This is a genomic window from Gordonia sp. GN26, from assembly GCF_054823965.1.
The window spans coordinates 1-23,979 of record NZ_JSYC01000014.1 but is presented as its reverse complement, the minus strand read 5'-3'; the positions used below and the strand labels follow the sequence as shown (position 1 = coordinate 23,979).

15 protein-coding genes are annotated in these 23,979 nt (G+C 69.6%); 3 read left to right on the top strand and 12 right to left on the bottom strand.

Features of this window, described 5'->3' with window-relative positions; translation table 11 throughout:
• Window positions 1-21: 21 nt before the first annotated feature.
• From OK17_RS04915 to aspS, 10 genes are all read right to left on the bottom strand, one after another.
• A complete protein-coding gene (locus tag OK17_RS04915; protein ID WP_232719505.1) occupies window positions 22-876 on the bottom strand; it encodes a shikimate dehydrogenase in 855 nt (284 codons plus the stop codon).
• A complete protein-coding gene (gene mltG, locus OK17_RS04910; protein WP_461416838.1) occupies window positions 873-2,714 on the bottom strand; it encodes an endolytic transglycosylase MltG in 1,842 nt (613 codons plus the stop codon). The genes OK17_RS04915 and mltG overlap by 4 nt, the downstream gene beginning before the upstream one ends.
• The gene (gene ruvX, locus OK17_RS04905) at window positions 2,701-3,132 is read right to left on the bottom strand and encodes a Holliday junction resolvase RuvX (protein WP_119032412.1); all 432 of its coding nucleotides are present in this window, start codon (window positions 3,130-3,132) and stop codon (window positions 2,701-2,703) included. The genes mltG and ruvX overlap by 14 nt, the downstream gene beginning before the upstream one ends.
• On the bottom strand, window positions 3,132-5,807 hold the full coding sequence (gene alaS, locus OK17_RS04900) for an alanine--tRNA ligase (RefSeq protein ID WP_461416837.1): 2,676 nt from the start codon (window positions 5,805-5,807) through the stop codon (window positions 3,132-3,134). The genes ruvX and alaS overlap by 1 nt, the downstream gene beginning before the upstream one ends.
• 101 nt (window positions 5,808-5,908) lie before the next feature.
• Window positions 5,909-7,285, bottom strand: a complete 1,377-nt coding sequence (locus tag OK17_RS04895; RefSeq protein ID WP_461416836.1) for a replication-associated recombination protein A — start codon at window positions 7,283-7,285, stop codon at window positions 5,909-5,911.
• A gap of 7 nt (window positions 7,286-7,292) precedes the next feature.
• Entirely contained in the window at window positions 7,293-8,531 is a 1,239-nt protein-coding gene (locus tag OK17_RS04890; protein ID WP_461416835.1) for a hypothetical protein, read from the bottom strand.
• A 131-nt stretch (window positions 8,532-8,662) separates the two neighbouring features.
• Complete coding sequence (locus OK17_RS04885; protein WP_461416834.1) at window positions 8,663-9,622, bottom strand: transglutaminase family protein; 960 nt, start codon at window positions 9,620-9,622, stop codon at window positions 8,663-8,665.
• Window positions 9,619-12,375 carry a circularly permuted type 2 ATP-grasp protein gene (locus OK17_RS04880; protein ID WP_461416833.1) on the bottom strand — a complete coding sequence of 919 codons (2,757 nt, stop codon included), beginning with the start codon at window positions 12,373-12,375 and terminating at the stop codon, window positions 9,619-9,621. The genes OK17_RS04885 and OK17_RS04880 overlap by 4 nt, the downstream gene beginning before the upstream one ends.
• Window positions 12,372-15,905, bottom strand: coding sequence for a transglutaminase family protein (locus tag OK17_RS04875; protein ID WP_461416832.1), 3,534 nt, complete (start codon window positions 15,903-15,905; stop codon window positions 12,372-12,374). The genes OK17_RS04880 and OK17_RS04875 overlap by 4 nt, the downstream gene beginning before the upstream one ends.
• A gap of 143 nt (window positions 15,906-16,048) precedes the next feature.
• A complete protein-coding gene (aspS, locus tag OK17_RS04870) occupies window positions 16,049-17,866 on the bottom strand; it encodes an aspartate--tRNA ligase (protein ID WP_461416831.1) in 1,818 nt (605 codons plus the stop codon).
• Window positions 17,867-18,059: 193 nt separating this feature from the next.
• Between aspS and ypfJ the strand changes: the two genes are divergently transcribed.
• The gene (ypfJ, locus tag OK17_RS04865) at window positions 18,060-18,923 is read left to right on the top strand and encodes a KPN_02809 family neutral zinc metallopeptidase (RefSeq protein WP_232719373.1); all 864 of its coding nucleotides are present in this window, start codon (window positions 18,060-18,062) and stop codon (window positions 18,921-18,923) included.
• A 12-nt stretch (window positions 18,924-18,935) separates the two neighbouring features.
• Window positions 18,936-20,624, top strand: a complete 1,689-nt coding sequence (locus tag OK17_RS04860; protein WP_461416830.1) for a DUF885 domain-containing protein — start codon at window positions 18,936-18,938, stop codon at window positions 20,622-20,624.
• Between the two features lie 76 nt (window positions 20,625-20,700).
• On the opposite strand, the gene hisS is transcribed toward OK17_RS04860, so the two are convergent.
• Together hisS and OK17_RS04850 are read right to left on the bottom strand one after the other, a co-directional pair.
• A complete protein-coding gene (gene hisS, locus OK17_RS04855) occupies window positions 20,701-21,966 on the bottom strand; it encodes a histidine--tRNA ligase (protein WP_461416829.1) in 1,266 nt (421 codons plus the stop codon).
• On the bottom strand, window positions 21,963-22,712 hold the full coding sequence (locus OK17_RS04850; RefSeq protein WP_461416828.1) for an MBL fold metallo-hydrolase: 750 nt from the start codon (window positions 22,710-22,712) through the stop codon (window positions 21,963-21,965). The genes hisS and OK17_RS04850 overlap by 4 nt, the downstream gene beginning before the upstream one ends.
• 244 nt (window positions 22,713-22,956) lie before the next feature.
• Between OK17_RS04850 and OK17_RS04845 the strand changes: the two genes are divergently transcribed.
• Window positions 22,957-23,877: a peptidylprolyl isomerase gene (locus tag OK17_RS04845; RefSeq protein ID WP_461416827.1), complete on the top strand. Its 921-nt coding sequence runs from the start codon at window positions 22,957-22,959 to the stop codon at window positions 23,875-23,877.
• Window positions 23,878-23,979 lie beyond the last annotated feature (102 nt).

Genomic DNA, 23,979 nt, shown 5'->3' with positions numbered 1-23,979 from the left:
TGACCGGTGGTCTCCACAGCCTCAGGCGTTGGGGATGAGCACCTTCGTCATCGCCTCGCGGGGTGCCGGGAGCCCGGTGAACAGCTCGACCTGACGGAAGGCCTGGTTCAGCAGCATGACCAGTCCCCCGACGACAGCGCCACCGGCCGCCTCGACGGTGGCGGCGAGCGGCGTCGGCCAGGGGTCGTAGATCACGTCGACGACCTTGCGCGCATGAGCGATTGCGGGCGCGAGCGTCCCGGCCGCCGGTGCGGGCACCGTCGACACCACGACAGACGCTGCCCGGCAACGGTTTTCGAGCGCTGTCCCGGCGTCGAACGGGATGACCTCACCGGCGATGCCGAGGCGCTCGCACAGTTCCAGCACAGACGCGGCCCGACCGGCGTCGCGCGCGACGACCGAGATCGTCGAGACTCCCACCTCGGCGAGTGCCATGACCGTCGGCAGCGCCGTGCCGCCGGCACCGACCACGACCGCGTCGGGCGCGGCCCCCGCGGCGAGGTCGGCGTCGACGCCCAGTTCGGCCAGCGCACCGGTCATGCCGTCGATGTCGGTGCAGTCGGCTCGCCACCCGCCGTCGATGCGGACGAGGGTGTTCGCCGATCCGACGAGCTCGGCCCGTTCGGTCCGCTCGGTCGCGAAGTCCAACGCGGCCAGCTTGTTCGGCATGGTCACCGAGAACCCGATGAACTCCGGTGCCGCGCCGGACACGATCTCGGGCAATCGGTCGGCCGTGCACTCGATCCGGTCGTAGGTCCAGTCGTCGAGACCCAGCGCCCGGTAGGCGGCCAGGTGGACGGCAGGCGACTTGGAGTGCGCGATGGGTGAACCGAGCACCGCCGCCCGGCGTCGGTCACCGTTGGGCGAACGGGTCACTGGCATCCCGTCGACACGAGTTTGTTCTTGCAGGCGACGTTGCGGTTGCGCTTGTGTTCCTCGAAGGTGTCGGCGAACAGCGTGGTGCCCGCGGTGTCGACGGTGACGAAGTACAGCCACGAACCCGGGGCCGGGTCGAGCATCGCCTCGAGTGCGGGTACACCCACGGCCGCGATCGGGGTCGGCGGAAGACCCTTGTAGCGGTAGGTGTTCCACTCGTTGTCGGCCTTGTAGGCCTCACCGTGCACGTCGATGTTGGTGACCGCGGCGGTGTAGTTCTGCGTCGAGTCCATCTCGAGCCGCTGATCCTCGTCGAGTCGGTTGCGGATGACCCGGGCGACCTTCGGCGCGTCTTCGACGTGCCGCACCTCGCGTTCGACGATCGACGCGGCGATCAGCGTCTCGTAGGGCGAGAGCCCGGACTTGTTGTTGTCCACCAGGCCCCACTGGTCGAACATCGCCGCGCTCTTGGTGATCATCTCGTTGAGGATCTGGACCGCGGTGTGATCGGGTTCGACGCGCTCCCAGGTGGTGGGCGCGATCAGACCCTCGATGCGGCGATGGTCGCCGGTCATCGACGCGACGTTCTCCTTCGCCCAGTCCGGCACGCCGAGCGCCTCGGGGGTCGAGGTGGCGGCCGCCTCCTCGAGCTGGGCGACGGTGACACCCTCGGGCTGACCGTTGATCTCGGTCGTCGTGGCGTCCTCGATCAGCTGGAAGATGCCCGGCGTGATCTTGTCGTCGATGCCGGTCTTGGAGTCGAGCTGCAGACCCGGCGGGATCACCACGCGACCGACGCGGTGCTGGGCACTGTCGTCGGTGAGCATCTCCACTGCGGTCGACGCCGGGATCTGGGTCCGCATCTTGTAGAGGCCGCCGGACATGGGCTGGCCGTCCGCGGCGTCGAGGAAAGCACGCATGCTGCCGACGACATCGGCGTCGAGAAGGATCTGGCCGAAGTCCGACAGGGTCGAGTTCTCCGGGATGTCGACGATCACGTCGCTGGCGCCCGCGGTGTTGGTGTAGTCCTTGCGCGACTCCAGGACTCCCATGGAGCGCAGACCGTAGTAGCCGACGCCGCCGACGAGCGCGAGCATGAACACGATCGCCAGCGCCAGCACCACGCGGCGCTTCTTCTGGTTCTCCCGGTTGCGCCGGCGCGGACGTCGCGGCGCCGCCGCCGGTTCCGCCTCGTCGGCACCCGGCCACCAGTCGTCCTCGTCGCGACCACGCACGCCGCGCGGCGTCGTCGCCACCGGCTCGGTGTACGCGGGTTCCTCATAGGCGGGTTCCTCATAGGCGGGCGCGTCGTGCACGGGCTGGGCGTCGACGTCGGCGAACTCCGCGCCGTCGTACCGCGGTTCGACATACTCCGGCTCGGCCTCGCGTCCGAGCCGGAAGTCGGTGTCGGGGGCCTCCTGAGGCGGTGCCTCCTGAGGCGGTGGCGGTGGCGGCGGCACGGGCCGACGCGGGGCGGCCGGCGGCGGAGGCGCCTGCTGCACGCGCGGCGGTTGTGGGGGCTGACCGCCCGGCGGGATCCGCACGGGCTGCGCACGCCCCGGAATCCCACCCGGCCGGCCACCCTGGGCCGGGGGTGTGGGCTCTCCGGGCGGCGCGGGCGGGGCCGCACGCCGGCGACGATGCCGAGTGTGCGGCGCTCCCTCGCCGGGCTGCGTGAAGTACCGCAGACGCTCCGGATCCATGCCCTCGGCACCGCTTTGGTGCGCGTCGGCACGGCGTCCCTGGCTGTCCCGGTGTCGCGTGCGACGCCGTTCTTCGGTCACCGCCGGCTCCCCTCCCGACTCTGTCGAGGGACCATCGGACTCACCGTCGCGCATCCAGCCATCCCTGAAGGATAGCTACCGCGGCCGCTTGGTCGATGACCCCTCGAGATGACTTCACCGTCCGGCCGCTCGCGTGCAGTGCCTGCTGCGCGGTCACGGTGGTGAATCGTTCGTCCTGCCAATGCACCTCGGCCGGCGCGATGCGCTCGGCGAGTCGATCGCCGAAGGCGCGCGCGGTCTCCGCCGCGACCCCGGTGGTGTTCTTCAGCGTCTTCGGCAGCCCGATGACGACCCCGATCGCCTCGTACTCGGCGACCAGTTCCACGATCCGATCGAGATCGGTTGTGGCGGAAGGTGTTCGACGGACGGTCTCCACGGGTGTGGCGAGGATCCCGTCGGGATCGCAGACCGCGACGCCGATCCGGACGCTCCCGACGTCGATGCCGAGGCGGCGGCCTCGTTGCAGCGGCATCAGCCGACGAGCTCGCGGATACGCGACAGGGCGGCGTCGATCCCGCCGGGTTCGGTTCCCGATCCCTGCGCGAGATCGGGCTTGCCGCCACCGCGTCCACCGACGAGCGGTGCCACCTCCTTGACGAGGTCACCGGCCTTGATGCCGGCATCGCGGGCGGCGGCGGTCGTGGCGATCACGAAGGGCACCTTGGCATCCGGTCCGTCGCCGCTCGGCGAGAACAGGGCGATCACGGCCTGGCGGTCGGCGACCCGGCCGCGCAGATCGGTGACGACCGAACGCAATCCATTGGCGTCGAGTCCCGGGACACGTCCCTCGACCACGAGCGTGGAACGCACGGTGGTCGCGGTGTCGAGGAGACCGGCCACGGCCGCCTGCGCCTGCTCGGCGCGCACCCGGGCGAGTTCCTTCTCGGCGTCGCGCAGCTTGGTGACGAGTTGTTCGACGCGTCCGGGCACCTCCTCGGAGGGCACCTTCAGCGAAGACGCCAGACCGGCGAGCAGTGCACGCTCCTTGGACAGGAAGCGGAACGAGTCCATGCCGACGTAGGCCTCGACGCGGCGCACACCGGAACCGACGGAGGACTCGCCGATCAGGGTGATCGGACCGATCTGCGACGACGACACGACATGCGTGCCGCCGCACAGCTCCATCGAGAACGGGCCGCCGATCTCGACGACGCGCACGACGTCGCCGTAGTTCTCGCCGAAGAGCGCCATCGCGCCCATCGCCTTGGCCTCGTTCAGTCCGGTCTCGAAGGTGTTGACCTGGTAGTTGGCCTCGACCGCGGCGTTCGCGATCTCCTCGATCTCCCGACGCTGCGACTCCGTGACCGGGCCGCTGGCGTTGAAGTCGAAGCGCAGGTAGCCGGGACGGTTGAGCGAACCCGCCTGTGTCGCACCGGGTCCGAGCACCTCGCGCAGGGCGGCATGCACCATGTGGGTGCCCGAGTGGCCCTGCGTGGCACCGTGGCGCCATGCGGTGTCGACGGCGGCGAGGACCTCGTCGCCCTCCTCGATCTCGCCCTCGTCCACGCGGACCTTGTGCAGCCACACCGACTTCCCGAGCTTCTGCACGTCGGTCACGGACAGTCGGACACCGGAACCGGTGGAGATGGTGCCGACGTCGGCCATCTGGCCGCCGGACTCGGCGTAGAGCGGGGAGCGGTCGAGCACCACGGTGAGTTCCTGCCCGGCGGTCGCCACGGGCACCCGGGCGCCGTCGGCGACCAGACCGAGAACGCGTGCCTCGGAGACGAGTTCGTCGAAGCCGGTGAACTCGGTGGGTCCGCGGTCGAGGAAATCGCGGTACACGCTCAGGTCGGCGTGGCCGGTCTTGCGTGCGGTCGCGTCGGCCTTGGCGCGCTGCTTCTGCTCGGCCATCAGGGCGGTGAAGCCCTCCTGGTCGACCTCGAGTCCGGCCTCGGCCGCCATCTCGAGCGTGAGGTCGATCGGGAAGCCGTAGGTGTCGTGCAGGGTGAACGCGTCGGCACCGGTGATGGTGGTGCTCGCCGACTTCTTGGTGGCGGTCGCGGCGTCGGCGAACAGCTTGGAGCCGGCCGCGAGGGTCTTGGCGAAGGAGGTCTCCTCGCCCACCGCGACCTTCACGATGTCGGCGCGCTTGGTCTCGAGCTCGGGGTACGACGGGGCCATCAGGTCGATGACCTTGCCGATGATCGTGCCCATGGTCGCCTGGTTGTCACCGGCGCCCAGCAGGCGCATCGAGCGGACGACGCGGCGCAGGAGGCGACGCAGCACGTAGCCGCGACCGTCGTTGCCGGGCAGCACGCCGTCGCCGATCAGCAACGCCGAGGTGCGGGCGTGGTCGGCGATCACGCGGAAGCGCACGTCGTCGGCATGCGATCCGGAGCCGTAGGTGCGGCCGGTGAGCTCGGCGGCCAGGTCGATGATCGGCTTGAGCAGGTCGGTCTCGTAGACGTTGTCGACGCCCTGCAGGATGCAGGCCACGCGTTCGACGCCCATGCCGGTGTCGATGTTCTTCTTGGGCAGGGGCCCGAGGATCTCGTAGTTGTCCTTGCCGCCGCCCGGGCCGCGGACGTTCTGCATGAACACGAGATTCCAGATCTCGATGTAGCGGTCCTCGTCGGCCTCCGGGCCGCCCTCGATGCCGTACTCGGGGCCGCGGTCGTAGAAGATCTCCGAACACGGACCACAGGGGCCGGGGACGCCCATCGACCAGTAGTTGTCCTTCAGGCCGCGACGCTGGATGCGCTCGGCGGGCACACCGATCTCGTCCCGCCAGATCGCCTCGGCCTCGTCGTCGTCGAGATAGACGGTGGGCCACAGCTTCTGCGGGTCGATGCCGTAGCCGCCGTCTTCGACGCTGTTGGTCAGCAGCGTCCAGGCGAAGTTGATGGCCTCGCGCTTGAAGTAGTCGCCGAAGGAGAAGTTGCCCGCCATCTGGAAGAAGGTGTTGTGGCGGGTCGTGATGCCGACCTCGTCGATGTCGAGGGTGCGCACACACTTCTGGACGCTTGTCGCGCGGGTGTACGGCGGGGTCTGCTCGCCCAGGAAGTAGGGCTTGAACGGAACCATGCCGGCGTTGACGAACAGCAGGTTGGGGTCGTCGAGCAGCAGCGAGGCGCTGGGCACCTCGGTGTGGCCGGCCTTGATGAAGTGGTCCAGAAAACGCTTCCGGATGTCATGCGTCTGCACTGTTGGTCTCGTCCTCGCCGTTGGTTGTCGCGACATCCCAGAGTACCGTCGGCGCGTCGCGGAACCGGTCCCGGGCGTCATCCCCGGCGCATCCGGCGCGATCAGCGGGATCGGCGGCGTGTGACGGCACCCCGGACAATGGATCTCAGGCGTGCCACGCGCGGCCCGATCTCGCGTTCGAGCCCGTGATCGGTGGGCTCGTAGTAGTCGACGCCGACGAGCTCGTCGGGCGGGTACTGCTGCGGCACCACGCCGTCGGGATGGTCGTGCGGATACCGGTAGGCGACGCCGTTGCCGAGCTTCTTGGCGCCCGCGTAGTGACTGTCACGCAGGTGGGCGGGCACCGCCCGGGCCTTGCCCGCCTCGACGTCGGCGAGCGCCGCGCCGATCGCCGACACCACGCCGGCCGACTTCGGTGCGGTCGCCAGATGGATCGTCGCCTGGGTCAGGGCCAGCTTGGCCTCCGGCATACCGACGAGATTGACCACCTGCGCGGCGGCCACCGCGGTCTGCAGCGCGGTGGGATCTGCCATCCCGATGTCCTCGCTGGCGTGGATCATCAGGCGCCGGGCGATGAAGCGCGGGTCCTCCCCCGCCGCGATCATCCGCGCCAGGTAGTGCACCGCGGCGTCCACATCGGAACCGCGGATCGACTTGATGAACGCGCTGGTCACGTCGTAGTGCTGGTCGCCGTCGCGGTCGTAGCGCACCGCCGCCCGGTCGATCGCGGTCTCGACGTCGGCGAGGTCGACGTGGGTGGCCGAGTCGGCGCTGGCCTCGAGTGCGGTCAATGCGCGCCGGGCGTCGCCGCCGGCGACCGCGACCAGGTGGTCGTAGGCGGCCTCGGTGACCTCGACCTGGCCGTCGAGGCCTCGCGGGTCGCCGACGGCCCTGGTCAGGACCTCACGGATGTCGTCGTCGGTGAGGGACCGCAACTGCAGCACGAGAGACCGCGACAGCAGTGGCGCCACCACGGAGAACGACGGATTCTCGGTGGTCGCCGCCACTAGCAGCACGATCCGGTTCTCGACTGCATCGAGCAGCGCATCCTGCTGGGTCTTGGAGAAGCGGTGGACCTCGTCGATGAACAGGACGGTCTGCTGGCCGTCGATGAGTCGACGGCGGGCGATGTCGATGACCGCGCGCACCTCTTTGACTCCCGCCGACAGCGCGGACAACGCCTCGAACCGGCCGCCGGTCGCACGCGCGATCAGCGACGCCATCGTCGTCTTGCCGGTGCCGGGCGGACCGTAGAGCAGCACCGAGGCCGCGCCCACACCGCTGATCAGCCGACGCAACGGCGAACCGTCGCCGAGCAGGTGCTGCTGGCCGACGATCTCGTCGAGGGTCTGCGGGCGCATCCGGACCGCCAGCGGTGCCGTCGGCTTCGGAGCCGCGGTCAGGCCGTCGGCGCCGGACGTCGGCCCACCGGCTCCGGCGGCCCGGGGATCCGCGGGCGGGTCGAACAATCCGTCCACGAGCCGATCAGGCCATCCAGATGCGCTGCAACGCCAGACCCGTTGCAGTCGCGAAGTCGGCGATCTCGTCCTCGCCGGCGCGACCGGCGGCGGCCGCGAGGTCGGTCCAGCGCGACACGAGCACACGCGGGTCGTTGGTGTGCAGTGCCCAGTCGTGGGTGAAGCCGCCTGCACTCTCCGTCGGGGTGCCCGCAGCAGAGTTCTGCAGGTCCGGATCGAACGGGGTGATCTCCACGCTCGCGTCGGCGTCCGCGCCGGCGTTCTCCGGGTCGACGAGGTCGGAGTCGGCGGGCAGCATCCACGCGGTGGACAACCACACCCACAGCAGCCGGGCGACGAGCACCTTGCGTTGCATCTCGCGCTCGTGCGCGAGGGTCGGCCAGATCGGGTTCACCTCCGACCGCCAGGCGTCGACCATCGACACCTCGAGGTCGGTGGCGCGTGCCGCGGCGTGCGCCGGCAGCTGGGCGGTCATGGTCACCACGGCGTAGGCGATGTCGAGGGTGGCGTCGCGGAAACCGCCCCACTCGTAATCCATGAACTGCACGCCGTCGTCGTTGAGCATGATGTTCTCGGGACCGACGTCCGACGGACTGAACGCGCGGTGCTCACCGTCGTCGAACAGGGCGGCGGCGGTCTCGAGAGCCTCGATCACGCGGTTCGGCACCTGCACGCCGAGTGCGGCCGCATGTCCGGCGAGCGCCTCGACGGAGCGTCGGGCCTCGTCCCGGAGGATGTCGCGGCCCTCCGTGCCCGACGGACCGCGACGGACCAGGGCATCGAAGTCGATCTCGCCGCCGACGGTCGCCGCGTGCATCCGTCCCAGGGCCTGACCCCAGGCGCTCACCGCGCGGGAGGTCTCCACCGGATCGACGCCGTCGAGGAACTCGAGCATCGACCGGCCGTGGCCGAGGTCGGAGAGCACCATGAGGCGCTGGTCGGGGTCGGAGGCGATGAGCTGCGGACCCGGCCGGGACTCGTTCGGGAGCGCGGTGGCGTACTTGTACGAGGCGATCTCGCGGTGGAACGCCTGTGGGTCCTCGTGCTCGGGCAGCGCCTTGATCACCAGCGAACGGTCCAGGCTGAGTGGGTTCTGCGCCACCCTCACCCGGACCACCGTCGTACGGCCGCTACCCCCGAGGTCCTCCGGGTCGTCGAGGACAACGGAGGAACCGGCGCGGTGTGACAGCAGCGCCTCTGCCGCCCGCACCACGCTGGTGATGCGGCTTTCAGTAATGACCGTCATGTCGTGTCCCAAGGTACCCGTTGCAACTCCGTCGCAACACCGGTGTTCATCCTTCTGTACGACGTCGTGACCGGTGAATCACGATTCAGTCACGCCGATCCCGCTGCCTCCCAGGCGTTTAGCGGACCGGCTCACAAATCGTGCCGGGTTGCGCCCTCGGTGGACGCAACCGCCGGCGTAGTACCGGCCTGCGCCGGTTCGTCCTCGACCGGCCTGACGTCGACCGAGACGTCGATGTGGCTCTTGGTCGAGTCGGTGTAGATGACGCCGCGCAGCGGCGGGACGTCGTCGTAATCACGACCCCAGGCCAGGGTCACATGGCGTTCGTCGACCAGTTTGTCGTTGGTCGGGTCGAACGGCAGCCAGCGGTCGTCGGGCATCCACACCGCCGCCCATGCGTGGCTGGCGTCGGCGCCGAAGATCTTCTCCTTGCCCGGTGGCGGGTCGGTCGCCAGGTAACCGGACTCGTAGCGGGCGGCGAGCCCGACCGAGCGCAGGCACGCGATCGCGACCCGGGCGAAGTCCTGGCACACGCCCTCGCGGCGCTGCATCACCGTGTCGACCTTCGTCGAGATCGCCGTGGACCCGGAGCGGTAGGTGAAGTCGTCGAAGATCCGCGTGGTGAGGTCGGTGACGGCCTCGATCAGCGGCCGTCCCGGGGTGAACACCGCAGCGGCGTAGTCGCGTACCGAGGCGGTGATCTCCGGCGGATCGAGGTCGAGGACGAACTCGGCGGCGAGCGCGGCCTCGCGGCTCCCGACCGCCGCCGGGCGCGCGGACTCCCACGGTGCCCGTGCCGCCGGCCCGATGAGCATGCCCTGGTCGACGCCGTCCACCTCGACGACCGAGCGCGCGGTGACCGTGAGCTCCCGATGGGCGGTGCGCACGTGGAAGTAGGTGTCGTTGTTGCCGTAGACGTCGATGCCCGTCGACCGGTCGTCGGGCTCGGGCTCGATGTCGACGGTCGCCGAGAGCACCCGCTGGCCCGGAAGGTCGCGTGGGGTCAGGTAGCAGCGGCCGTACGACGACGACACGTCGTCGTTGTAGGTGTACCGGGTGCGATGCATGACCCGGTAGACGCGGGTGCTCACATCTCACCCCCGCCCCAGATCGGCTGCGCCTGGCGCGGCACGGCGAAGCGGGTCCGGCTGAGCAGGTCGGACAGGTCGCGGGAACCGGTGCGCAGCGTGGTCATCAGCTCCGCGAGGTCGGTGCGAATCCCCTGCGCGTCGACGCCGGCGAGGTCGACCGGTCCGCTCCGGCGCAGCTCGGCGATCAAGTCCTGCACTCCTCGTTCGGCCCCGGCCGAGCGGAGTGGTTCGGGGACCGAGGTCAGATCGTGGTTCATCTTCTCGAGCTGGAAGATCATCGAGCGCGGGTTGGTCGGGTCGAACAGCAGCAGCTCGGCGACGCTCGCGAACCGGTACAGACCGCGGTTGCGGCGGCGGTAGATCACCGACGACTCGTTGGCGGCCAGGTACGACTCCAGCAACGTCTGCTCGACGTCGGTGTCGTGGGCCTCGGTGAACATCGCCCTGGTGAGGTCGGCGAGGGTGATCGCGCGCTCGATGCGCCGACCCAGATCCATGAACATCCAGCCCGGGTCGTGGACCATCGACTCCTCCTGGAGTCCGGTCAGCGCGAGCACGCCGTGCAGGACCTCCTCGTGCGCCCGTCCGAGGTCGGGACCGAGGTCGAGGGCGGCGTCGCCCAGACCCTCGATGCCGGCGTCGGAGGCATCGGCCCGCGACCGGGCGACCAGGCGTGCGGTGCTCGCGACGACGCGTTCGACGGGCGCCAGGACCATCCACGTGCTGGTCGACATCTGATCGCGGACCGCGCGGGCGGAGGCGACGAGGCGCTCGACCGAGTAGGCGACCGAGCCCGGGATCGAGCGGGCGACGGTGAGGTCGGCGATCTTCTCGATGGCCTCGTTGACCTGATCCGGCGAGGGCTGGCGGTCGGTGTCCGACAGCAACAGATCCGCGGTGTCGAGGTAGCCGTCGGTGCCGGTGATCGTCGCGACCGCATGCAGCAGCAGCGGCACCGCCGGGGTCCCCGACATCCACGGCCGGTACTGGAAGTCCTGGTAGCGCTGACGGGAGACCTTCGCGAGGCGGGTGACCTGCTCAGTGCGCTCGGCGTAGCGGCCGAGCCAGAACAGGTCGGCGAGCACACGCGGACTCGCGGCGGCCGCGACCTCGGAGTACTCGAGCGACACGGGACGCCCCGCCTCCGGGATGACCTCGCCTGCGGGTTCGACGCGGGTCTCCGAGCGGCGCGACACGTGGCCGCCGACCTCGGTGCTGGTGACCCAGACGTCCTTGGCCGCGACGATGTGGTGGGCGGCCCCTTCGACACCGTCGGCCAGGACGGCGCCGAGACCGCCGGGCATGACGGCGTAGGTCGGCCCCTGGGCGACGCTGAACGCGCGGATGGACACCGGTGCGGCGCGCAGCGCGGTGGTGTGACGTCCGGGCCGCGAGCCGGTGGTGATGGTCGGCGCCACCGAGTAGGCGTCGAGTTCGCGTCCGACCCATTGCCAGGACTGCGCGTCGATCCGCGCGGCGACCTCGGTGCGGGTCCGCGTGTCGAGCAGCGGGCCGATGAACTCCTCGGCGGTGCGGGTGTTGGTGAGCACCAGCGATCCGATCCGGCTCTGGATTTTGCTGCGCTGCAGGTCATCTCCGGCCCAGTACGTGGTGACGGAGCCGAGCGCGAGTTCCTCGTCCAGAAGGACGGGCGCGAGTCGTTCCAGCACCGTGTGCAGGGCCGGGTTCTCGAGGACACCGGAACCGAGTGTGTTCAGCACGGTGACGTTACCGCGTGAGATCGCCTCGACGAGACCGGCGACGCCCAGCCGGGAGTCGGTCCGAAGATCGAGTGGATCGGCGTAGGCGGCGTCGACGCGTCGCAGGAGGACGTCGACGCGCTTGTACCGCCCGAGGGAGCGCATGTAGACCGCGCCGTCACGCACGGTGAGGTCCGCACCCTCGACCAGCGGGTAGCCGAGCGCCGAGGCCAGATATGCCTGGTCGAAAGCGGTCTCCGACATGCTGCCGGGGCTGAGGACGGCGACCGTCGGGTCGTCGACGCCGGGTGGGGCGTACTCGGCGAGCGCGAGGCGCATCGTCCCGGCGAAACCGGTCACCGGACGCGGCGCGCACGCCTGGAAGAGCTGCGGGAGGGTCTTGGTCAGCAGACGCCGGCCGACGATCGAGAAGCCGATGCCCGACGGGGCCTGGGTGCGGTCGCGGTAGACGACGAACCGGCCGTCGGCGGCACGCGAGACGTCGACCGCGTGCTGGAACAGGGCGTGGGGTCCGGCGACCTCGAGGCGTGCCGCCTTGCGGATGTAGCCGGGGTGTCCGAAGACCATCTCGGGCGCCACGAGACCGGAGGTGATGGTCTTCTGGTCGCGGTAGAGATCGCGCAGCAGCAGATCGAGCAGCATCGAGCGCTGGGTGATCGCCTTCTCCAGCTCCGCCCACTCGACGCCGTCGACGATGAGCGGCACCGCGTCGATGTCCCAGTCGCGGGTGTGGGTGGTCTGACCGTCGAACTCGTTGTAGACCACGCCGTCGTCGCGGACGGCCGCGGCGAGCCGGTCCGCGGACTCGCGCAGGCGGGTGTCACCGCGCCGCTGATACAGCCGCACAAGGTCTTCCCACGCGGGACGGACCATGCCGGCGGAGTCGAGGAGCTCGTCGTAATGGGTTCCCGAGACGAGGTCGGGATCACCGGGTCCGGCGAGGTCGAAGAGCGTGTAACCCTCGTCACGGTAACGGTCGAAAACCGTGGATGCATCGAACACCGCGGAAGCGTTGCCCGGTGTGGAGGTCACCGAAGAACTGTACGTGCCCGCCGTAGATCGAGGATCCCGGGGACCCCGAAGTCGATGGCCTGCCGGGCCTGTCGTTCCCGGAGCAATCCGATGTCGACGGCGCCGGTGGTGTGACCGGACGCCTCGAAGCGCCCGTTGCGGCGGGATTCGGCCTCGACGGCGTTCACCGGCGGACGGTCGTAGGCGCGACCGCCCGGGTGGACCACGTGGTAGGTCGCACCGCCGACCGACCGACCGTTGACGGTGTCGACGAGATCGAAGGTCAGCGGGGTGTCGATGCTGATCGACGGATGCAGTGCGCTCGGCGGCTGCCAGGCCCGGAACCGGATGCCGGCGACCCGTTCGCCGGTGCGGCCGGTGGCCCGTAGAGGGATGGGGAAACCGTTGCAGGTCAACAGGTAGCGATCGTCCTCGCCGCCGAGGACACGCACCTGGACCCGCTCAACGGAGGAGTCGACGTAGCGGGCGGTGCCGGTTCCGGTCGACTCCTCCCCCAGCGTGTTCCAGGGTTCGATGGCGCCGCGCAGTTCCACTTCCTGATCACGGATCTGCACGGTTCCCAGACGCGGGAAACGGAACTCGGTGAACGGGTCGAGCCAGGCGGTCTCGAACGGATAGCCGGCCTTGCGTAGTTCCTCGGCGACGAGCGCGATGTCCTCGATGACGTAGTGCGGCAACAGATGTTTGCCGTGCAGGTCGCCGCCGTGGCGGATGAGCCGGGCGCGGTAGGGCTTCTCCCAGAACCACGACACCAGGCTGCGCACCAGTAGCGACTGGACCATCGCCATCCGGTGGTGCGGCGGCATCTCGAAGGCGCGTAGTTCCAGCAGGCCGAGCCGGCCGCGGACCGAGTCGGGACTGTAGAGCTTGTCGATACAGAACTCGGCGCGGTGTGTGTTGCCGGTGATGTCGGTGAGCAGATGGCGGAGAGCGCGGTCGGTGACCCACGGATTGGGTGCGTTCGACTCGGGATCGTCGGCACTGTGGGCCCCCTTGGGGCCGGTCCCCCGCGGGTCGGCGACCGTGGCGGAGAGCCGGTCGATCTCGGCGAGCGCGATCTCGAGTTCGTAGAGCGCCGATTCCCGGCCTTCGTCGACGCGCGGCGCCTGCGAGGTGGTGCCGATGAAGCGGCCGGAGAACAGGTACGACAGCGACGGGTGACGCTGCCAGTAGGTCAGCATCGACGCCAGCAGGTCGGGGCGGCGCAGCATCGGCGAGTCGGCGGGCGTCGTCCCGCCGAGGGTGATGTGGTTGCCTCCGCCGGTGCCGCCGTGACTGCCGTCGAGGTCGAAGCTCTCGGTGCCGAGCCGGACGCGGCGGGCGTGATCGTAGAGGGATTCGAGCAGTTCGGACTGTTCGGCGAAGCTCGCCGTCGGCTGGATGTTGACCTCGATGACGCCGGGATCGGGGGTCACCGACAGCGACGTCAGACGCGGATCCGACGGCGGCCCATAACCTTCGATGACGACCGGAGTCGCGGTCGCCGCGGCGGCGCCCTCGACGAGTTCGACGAGGGCGAGGAACTCCTCGGCGGTCGAGGTGGGCGGCATGAACACGTACGTCACGCCGTCGCGGACCTCGGCGACCAGCGCCGTGCGCGGCAGGAACTCGGACGGGTCCACCGCGCGGACGGTGTGACCGAGCGCTTCTGCCGGATCGGCCGGAAGTGCTTCGTGAGGCGCCGTCGGGTCGGCCTCGAACATGGTCGGTGCCGGCCCCCAGGACAGCGAGTTCAGCGGCAGGCGGAGACCCGCCGGCGAGGTACCCGGGGTCAGGACGACGCGGCCGCGGCGCAGGGACCACACCGCGCTCTGCCAGGCGGTCCGGTCCTCCGACCGACTCAACGGGAGGACATGGGCGCTGGGGTCGTTGACCGCGGCGTCGAGTCGGGCCAGCAGCGAACGGCGTCGCGCCACCGAGTCCTTCTCCGGTGCCAGCTCCTCCTCGTCGCCGTCCTCGAGGGTCTCCAGGTCGACGTCGAACTCCGCCTGGGCGAACGTGCGGGCGGTCGGCAGGGTCGGATCGTCGCCGGGGTCTCCGGGCGGCATGGTGGCCAGTTCGCGCATCCGCACCAGCGGGTCCTCGTAGGCGGGCATCACCTGTTCGGCGGGCAGCCCGAGATTCGCCGCGAAGGCGGCCAGCAGCTTCTGGGCGCGTTCGGCCCGGGCCGGGTCTTCACCGACGGTGCCGTCCGGGTCGGCGCCGTAGGTCTCGGTCTCGATCGCCGCAGCACACTGCTCGGGTGTCGACCACGGGTCGGCGAGCAGCTCCGGGTTCCGCCAGATCGGCTTGCCGTCGGCGCGCCACATGATCTCCATCTGCCAGCGCGGCAACGGTTCTCCGGGATACCACTTGCCCTGGCTGCGCTGGATCAGACCCTGGGGTGCATACGCCTCCCTGAGGCGCTCGGCGAGCCGGGACGCGAGGAGTCGTTTGTGCGGACCGTCGGCAGCGGTGTTCCACTCGGGCGCGGTCTGGTTGTCGATGGAGACGAAGGTCGGCTCGCCACCCATCGTGAGGCGGACGTCGTTGCGCTCCATGCGCTCGTCCACGGCCGCACCGAGCTCGACGACGCGGTCCCACTGCTCCGGTGTGTACGGCAGGGTGACGCGCGGGTCCTCGTGGAAACGCGTGACGGTGTTGGAGAAGTCGAGTGTCGCGTGGCACGGACCGGTCGCGCCGGTGATCGGCGCGGCACCGACCGGATGCGGCGTCGCGGCCAGCGGGATGTGCCCCTCGCCCGCGAACAGCCCCGACGTCGGGTCCATGCCGACCCAGCCGGCTCCGGGCAGGTACACCTCGGTCCACGCGTGCAGGTCGGTGAAGTCGGCGTCCGGGCCCGACGGGCCGTCGAGCGATTTGATGTCGGAGGTCAGCTGCACCAGGTAACCGGACACGAATCGTGCGGCCAGGCCGAGTTCGCGTAGCAGGGCCACGAGCAGCCAGGCGGAGTCACGACAGGAACCGATCGCGCTCTCCAGCGTGTACTCCGGTGTCTGCACGCCGGCCTCGAGACGCACGGTGTAGCCGACGGCCTCGCGGACCGCGGTGTTCAGCGCCACCAGGAAGTCGATGACGCGGGTCTTGCCGATCGGCTTGTGTCTCGCGGCGAACGCGGCGACCTCGGGATGAACCGGAGCACCGGCGAACTCACCCTCGGTGACACCCACCGGACGCAGGAAGATCTCCAGGTCGCGACGCAGCTCCTCCGGGTACTCGAACCCGTAGTGCTCGGCCCAGTCCTCGATGAAGAAGTCGAAGGGGTTGATCGCCGTGAGGTCGGCGACAAGGCTGACGGTGATGTTCAGAGTCGTCGACGGCTCGGGGAACACCAGCCGTGCGAGGTAGTTGCTGAACGCGTCCTGCTGCCAGTTGAGGAAGTGCTCCCCCGGCTCGACCTTCAGCGAGTACGCCTCGATGGGCGTCCGCGAATGCGGTGCCGGTCGCAGACGGACAACGTGCGGGTAGATCTTCGTCGGGCGGTCGAACGAGTAGCTCGTCCGGTGTTCGAGGGCCACCTTGATCGTCACCGACGTACCTCCGGAATGCACGCGCTCGCAGACATGGAATCGATCTCACCACAGATGGACTGCGACCGCCCGCCGTCGAAACCGCCGAGACGAAAGCGGTGGCCGAACTCACGCTCGGCCACCGCTTTTCGTTGCTCCGGGGTCTACTTGTCGGCTGCTGCCTTCTCGGCCGCACCCTCGGCCTGCTCGGCTCCGCCGCGCGGTGCCGGCTTGGCGTCGATACCCGACTCCTTGCGCTGCTGCGGGGTGATCGCCGCGGGTGCATCGGTCAGCGGGTCGACGCCGCCGCCGGACTTCGGGAAGGCGATGACCTCGCGGATGGAGGACTCACCGGCGAGCAGCGCGGTGATGCGGTCCCAGCCGAAGGCGATGCCGCCGTGCGGCGGGGCGCCGTAGGCGAAGGCGTCGAGGAGGAAGCCGAACTTCTCCTGCGCCTCGTCGTGGCCGATGCCCATGATCTCGAAGACGCGTTCCTGGACGTCGCGCTGGTGGATACGGATCGAGCCGCCGCCGATCTCGTTGCCGTTGCAGACGATGTCGTAGGCGTAGGCCAGTGCCTCGCCCGGATCGGTGTCGAGCTTCTCGATCGACTCCGGCTTGGGCGAGGTGAACGCGTGGTGCACCGCGGTCCAGGCCGAGTGGCCGAGGGCGACGTCACCGGAGGCGGTGGCGTCGGCGGTCGGCTCGAACATCGGGGCGTCGACGACCCAGGTGAATGCCCAGTCGCCGTCTTTGATGAGGCCGAGCTTCGAGGCGATCTCGCCGCGGGCCGCGCCGAGCAGCGCGCGGGTCGGCTTGACCTCGCCGGCACCGAAGAAGACGCAGTCGCCGGGCTTCGCGTCGACATGGGCAGCGAGACCGGCGCGCTCCTCCTCGGACAGGTTCTTGGCGACCGGGCCGGACAGCGTGCCGTCCTCGGCGATGAGCACATAGGCGAGACCGCGGGCGCCGCGCTGCTTGGCCCACTCCTGCCAGGCGTCGAGCTGACGACGCGGCTGCGAGGCACCGCCCGGCATGACGACGGCGCCGACGTACGGGGCCTGGAAGACGCGGAACGGGGTGTCCTTGAAGTACTCGGCGCACTCGACGAGTTCGATGCCGAAACGCAGATCCGGCTTGTCCGAGCCGAAGCGACGCATCGCATCGGCGTAGGTCATGCGCGGGATCGGGGTCGAGATGTCGACACCGATCAGCTTCCACAAGGCCACCAGGATCTCCTCGGCGACCGCGATGACGTCGTCCTGGTCGACGAAACTCATCTCGATGTCGAGCTGGGTGAACTCCGGCTGACGGTCGGCGCGGAAATCCTCGTCGCGGTAGCAGCGCGCGATCTGGTAGTAGCGCTCCATACCCGCGACCATCAGCAGCTGCTTGAACAGCTGCGGGCTCTGCGGCAGGGCGTAGAAGGTGCCGGGCTGCAGACGTGCAGGCACCAGGAAGTCGCGGGCGCCCTCGGGCGTCGAGCGGGTCAGCGTCGGGGTCTCGACCTCCACGAAGTCGTGGGCGGCGAGGACACCGCGGGCAGCGGCGTTGGCCTTCGAGCGCAGGCGCAGCGCGGCGCTCGGGCCCTCGCGGCGGAGGTCGAGGTAGCGGTGACGCAGACGCGCCTCTTCACCCGGCGACTCGTCGAGCTGGAACGGCAGCGGCGCCGACTCGTTGAGCACCTCGAGTTCGACGGCGTTGATCTCGATCTCACCGGAGCTCAGATTCGGGTTCTCGCTGCCCTCGGGACGGACCTCGACCACGCCGGTGACGGCAACGCAGTACTCGGCGCGCAGGCGGTGGGCGGCCGCGGCGACCGACTCCTCGCGGAAGACCACCTGCACCAGACCGGTGGAGTCGCGCAGGTCGATGAACACCACACCGCCGTGGTCGCGTCGGCGCGCGACCCAACCGGCGACGGTGACGGTCTGCGACGCGTCGGCCCGGCGCAGCGAACCTGCGGAATGCGTGCGGAGCACTGAGAGTCCTTCCCAACGTCATGCGGCCGGCCCGGTCTCGCGGGCGGCGTCGGCGGCGTTGTTTGTGTCGGCTTGTTCGTGACCCGGTGGAAACGCAGGCCAGGTACCCATCGTGCCGCATCGGCGTCGGTGTCCTGAACCCGGCCACCCGGAGATGTCCGGTTCGCGCACCGCATCGTGCCAGAATGACCGCGTGACATTCCAAGGCAGCGGATCGATCGGCACCGGCAACGTCTCCGGCGGTGGCGGCGGAGGTGGCGGTGTCGGGCGGATCGCGCTCGGCGGTGGTGCAGGTCTGATCATCACGATCGTGGCCCTGCTGTTCGGCGTGAACCCCGGCGAACTCCTCGGCAGCCAGGCTCCCCAGCAGGGCACCTCGTCGGATGCGGCCGAGATCCAGCAGCAGCTCGACTCCTGCACCTGGGAGATGGCCAACGAGAACACCATCTGCCGGATCAAGGCGACCACCGTCAGCCTCGACGACGTGTGGTCGGAGCTCATGCCGGGGTACCAGCCGCCGAAGACGGTCATCTTCGCCGACTCGGTGAACACCGGGTGTGGCGCGGCGAGTGCCGCGACCGGCCCGTTCTACTGCCCCGCCGACCGAACCGCCTACTTCGATCCGTCGTTCTTCACGCAGCTGCGCCGCATGGGCGGCAGCGACGGCCCCCTCGCCCAGGAGTACGTGGTGGCCCACGAGTACGGCCACCATGTGCAGAACCTGACCGGCGCCCTCGCCAAGGGCCAGCGGATGGGCTCACAGGGACCGCGGTCGGGTTCGGTGCGCGTGGAACTGCAGGCCGACTGCCTCGCCGGCGTCTGGGCCCAGCACGCCGACAACGGTCCCGACGCGCTGCTCGCCCCCATCTCCGAACAGCAGATCGCGACCGTCATCCAGACCGCGAAGGCCATCGGCGACGACACCATCCAGGGGCCCGGCTCCAACCCCGAGGGCTGGACACACGGCTCGGCCACGCAGCGCGCGAAGTGGTTCGGCATCGGATACCAGTCGGGCGACCCCAACCGCTGCGACACCTTCGCGACCAACGATCTCTGACGCGACTCCGAGATGACCCCCACCGCCGCGACCCCCACGAGCCCCCGCGAACGCACCGAGGTGGATGCGATCGCCGAGGCGCACCTCGACCGGTTGTGTGAACTCGATCCCCTGCTCGGCACCGAGATCGGCCACGGCGGGCACGACGACGCCCTGACCGACTTCTCCGCGCAGGCCTGTGCCGAACGGGCCGCGGTCGCCGCCGACACGTTGGCGGTGCTCGGCAAGGCACCCGTCGTCGACGCGATCGACCGGGTGACGGTCGCGACGATGTCCGCGTCGCTGCGGCGCGAACTCGCCCTCGCCGAGGCCGGCGAGCACATCGGCGAGTGCAACGTGATCGCGTCACCGCTTCAGGCGCTGCGCGACATCTTCGACCTGATGCCCACCGACACCCGTGCCGACCGCGAGGTGTTCCTCGCCCGGCTCACCGCGATCCCGGGTGCGTTGAACCGGGCCGTCGACGGGCTGGCGCACCGCCTGCGGCACGGTCCCCCGATCGCGCGACGACAGGTCGTGGCCGTGGTACGACAGGCTGATTCGGCCACCGACGCCATCACCGACAACACGGCGCCGATCGCTGCCGACCCGGCGCTCGCCGGAACGCTCGGCACCGCCCTCGACGCGGCCCGCACCGCGTTCGGCACGTTCGCCAACTTTCTGGAGACCGAGGTCCTGCCGGCCTCCGTCGACGACGATGCGGTGGGCCGGGATCGTTATCTGCTCCACCTGCCGTCGTATCTCGGTGCCGACGCCGATCCCGAGGACGCCTACGCCTGGGCGCTGACCCGCCTCGAGCAGATCGTCGCCGAACAGCACGAGATCGCCGAGTCGCTCCTGCCCGGACGCGGCGTCGCCGAGGCACTCGCCTGGCTGGATCGCCAGCCGCAGTATCAGATCCACGACCGCCACGAGTTCGTCGACTGGATGCAGGAGACCTCGGACGCCGCCGTCACCGGACTCGCCGGGCGGCACTTCGACATCCCCGCCCGCCTGTCTCGGCTCGAATGCCGGCTCGCGCCGTCGTCGACCGGGATCATCTACTACACGCAGCCGACCGCCGATCTCTCCCGTCCGGGCCGGATGTGGTGGGCGGTCCCCGACGACCAGACCGTCTTCCACACGTGGCAGGAGAAGACGACCGTCTACCACGAGGGTGTCCCCGGCCATCACCTCCAACTCGGTTCGGCCATCGTCGATCCCGACCTGAACGCCTGGCGCAAACTGGCGTCGTTCACCTCCGGTCACGGCGAGGGTTGGGCCCTCTACGCCGAGCGACTGATGGACGAGCTCGGCTGGCTCGAGGATCCGGGCGACCGGATGGGCATGCTCGACTCGCAGCGACTACGCGCGGCGCGGGTCGTCGTCGACATCGGCGTGCACTGCCGCCTGCCCGCGCCGGAGTCCCTGGGTGGCGGGATCTGGGATGCCGACAAGGCGTGGGAGTTCCTGACCGCCTCGGTGGCCATGGACCATTCCGTGCTGCGCTTCGAACTCGACCGTTACCTCGGCTGGCCGGGACAAGCGCCGTCGTACGCACTGGGACAACGGGTCTGGGAACAGACGCGGCACGCCGCCCTCAGCGCTCACCCGGAGTGGACGCTCAAGGACTTCCACTCGCGCGCACTGGCTTTGGGCGGAGTGTCGCTGGATGTGCTGGCCGACGAGATGACCCGCGACGGCGACGAAAACCACCCCTAGAAAGCACCCTCCAGAGGACCGGCGCCGACGATATGTCGACGGCCGGCCTGTGGAGGGTGGATCTCGGGGGCGCTTTTCAGCCCAGGAGTCGGTTGACCTCGGTGACGAGATCGTCGAGCGAGATGCGGTGCTGCTCACCGTTGCTCAGGTCCTTGACCTCGACCTGACGCTCCGCCAGCTCGTTCTCACCGAGCACCAGTGCCAGGCGGGCGCCGGACCGGTCGGCGGCCTTCATCGCGCCCTTGAGGCCGCGGTCGCCGTAGGCGAGGTCGACGCTGACGCCCGCGGCACGCAAAGCACCTGCGACGCCGACCAGTTCGGCCTTGGCGTCCGCGCCGAGCGGGACACCGAAAACCTGGCAACGTGCCGCCTGCGTGCCGGCGACACCCTCGGCCTCGAGGGCCAGCATCGTGCGGTCGACGCCGATGCCGAAGCCGATGCCGGACAGATCCTGTTTGGCGCCGAGCTGACGCATGAGGCCGTCGTAGCGGCCACCGCCGCCGATGCCCGACTGCGCGCCGAGGCCGTCGTGGACGAACTCGAAGGTGGTCTTGGTGTAGTAATCCAGGCCGCGCACGAGTCGCGGGTTGATCTCGTAGGAGACGCCGAGCCGGTCCAGGTTGGCCAGCACGAGGTCGAAGTGCGCCTTCGCCTCGTCGGACAGGTAGTCGATCAGCAGCGGCGCGTTCGCGGTCGCCTCCTTGATCTCCGGACGCTTGTCGTCGAGCACGCGCAGCGGGTTGATCTCGGCGCGCTTTCGGGTCGCCTCGTCGAGGTCGAGCTTGAACAGGAACTCCTGCAACGCCTCCCGGTAGCGGGGACGGCTCGCATCGTCGCCGAGTGAGGTGATCTCGAGGCGGTAGCCGGAGAGTCCGAGACGCTTGTAGCCCTCGTCGGCGACGGCCACGACCTCGGCGTCGAGTGCCGGGTCGTCGACGCCGATGGCCTCGACGCCGACCTGCTGCAGCTGACGGTAGCGACCGGTCTGCGGCTTCTCGTAGCGGAAGAACGGTCCCGCGTAGCAGACCTTGACCGGCAGCTGTCCGCGGTCGAGTCCGTGCTGGATGACCGCGCGCACCACACCTGCGGTGCCCTCGGGACGTAGCGTCACCGATCGGTCACCGCGGTCGTTGAACGTGTACATCTCCTTGCTGACGACGTCGGTCGACTCGCCGACGCCGCGGGCGAACAGCGCGGTGTCCTCGAAGATCGGCAACTCGATGTGCCCGTATCCCGCACGACGCGCCGCGTCGGTGAGCGTGTCCCGCACCTTCCGGAAATCCGCCGAGTTCGGCGGGAAGTAGTCCGGGATACCCCGGGGTGCCTGAAATGCTCCGCTCACAGTCCGTGTCGTCCCTTCGGTCGATCAGTGGGGATGGTGGTGTCGGTTCCCGGAGCCCGCAGGTCGACCAGGAAGGGGTTGGTGGCGCGTTCTTGCGCGATGGTGGTCTGCGGCCCGTGGCCGGGCAGCACCAGGGTGTCGTCCGGCATCGGCAGGAGCTTCGCGGCGATGGAGTCGAGCAGCTGCTGATGGCTGCCGCCGGGCAGGTCGGTGCGTCCGATGGAGCCGGCGAAGAGCACGTCGCCGGAGAAGCAGACCGGCACGGTCGTCGGGGCGTCGGACTCCGACTCCCCCGGTACGGCCACGTCGACGGTCAGCAGCACCGACCCCTGGGTGTGCCCGGGCGCGAGGTCCACCGCGAAGTGGATGCCGGCGAGCTCGACCGGTTCACCGTCGTCGAACTCGATGACCTTCTCCGGCTCGCGGAACTTCTCGTCCCCGATCATCGCGCCGAGCGCTCGCCCGATGCCCAGGCCGGGGTCGGTCAGCATCGGCCGGTCGGCGGCATGGATGTAGGCGGGGATGGAGTAGTCGTCGCAGAGTTGGGTGGCGTTCCAGGTGTGGTCCAGGTGCCCGTGGGTCAGTAGGACGGCGACCGGGGTGAGGTCGTGCTCGGCGAGCAGTTCGCGCACGCGGGGTGCGGCGTCCTGGCCCGGGTCGATGATCACCGCATCCGATCCGGCTTCGGCCGCCAGGACGTAACAGTTCGTCTGGAACATCCCGGCGGGGAATCCGGTGATCAGCATGGCACTCCTCGAGGGTCGCGGGTCCTTCCATTGTGTCCTAGCTGCCCACGGCGACCGACAGCCGGTTCTCCACGCGTCGTTTCGCCGACCGCGACACCCCACTCCAACACCCGCTGAGCGACGTTCTCAGGTACAACTGGCACACTTGCCTCTCGAGTAAGTGACATCCGCGCAGATTGTCGGCACGACGATGCTGTACAGCTGAGACGGCACCATGTGCCGGGATTCAGGAGGATCCACCCGCGTGACCACCAATGAGGAGCGCCGCGAGGCAGCGAAGCGGAAGCTCGAGGAACGCCTCGAAACCGAGCGCCGCGCCCGGCGCAAGCGGAAGATCGTCATCGCCTCGGTCTCGACTGCCGTCGTGGTCGCCGTCGTCGCCGGCGTGACCGCCGTCGTGGTGAAGAAGATCATGGACGACCGCGAGGCCGCCCGCTGGACGAGTTGCGCGTTCGAGGACTCCCCGAGCCGCTTCGACCAGCTCCCCGACCAGGTTCCCGACAACGTGCCGGCGGACCAGCGTCCGCAGTACCAGGCCGAACTCGACGAGCTGAAGGCTGCGGCGAAGAACGAGCGCAAGTCCCCCAGGCCCGACGACAAGGTCCTGAAGTCCGGCACCGAGCAGGCCACCTTCACGACCACCCAGGGCGTCCTGCCGGTCACGCTGGAGCGAGACGGCGCCCCCTGCAACGTCGCCGCGGTCACCTCGCTGATCGAGAACAAGTTCTACGACGACACCACCTGCCACCGCATGACCACCAGCGACAAGCTGCAGATCCTGCAGTGCGGCGACCCCACCGGCACCGGCATGAGCGGTCCCGGCTGGACCAGCCCCGACGAGCCGCCGACGGACCTGAAGAAGGTCGGGCAGCCCGATCCGATGACCGGATCGCAGCCGGTCGTCTACCCGCGCGGCACCGTGGCCATCGCCAACAGCAGCCAGGGCGGCCAGAACCCCAACACCGGGTCGAGCCAGCTGTTCATCGTCATCAACGACAGCGAGCTGGGTCCCGACTACTCCGTCGTGGGCAAGGTCGACGAGCCCGGACTCGCCGTGCTGGACAAGATCTACGAGGGCGGGATCACCCCCGGCCCGGCCGGCAGCCAGCCCGGTGACGGCAAGCCGAAGCTCCCGGTGACCGTCGAGACCGCGGTCATCGACTAGCGAAACCCGCTGAGCCAACGAAGATCCCGTTGCGTTTTGTCCCGGAATCCGGGACGAAACGCAACGGGATCTCTGGTTTCGATACGGCTCGTCGCAAGCTCC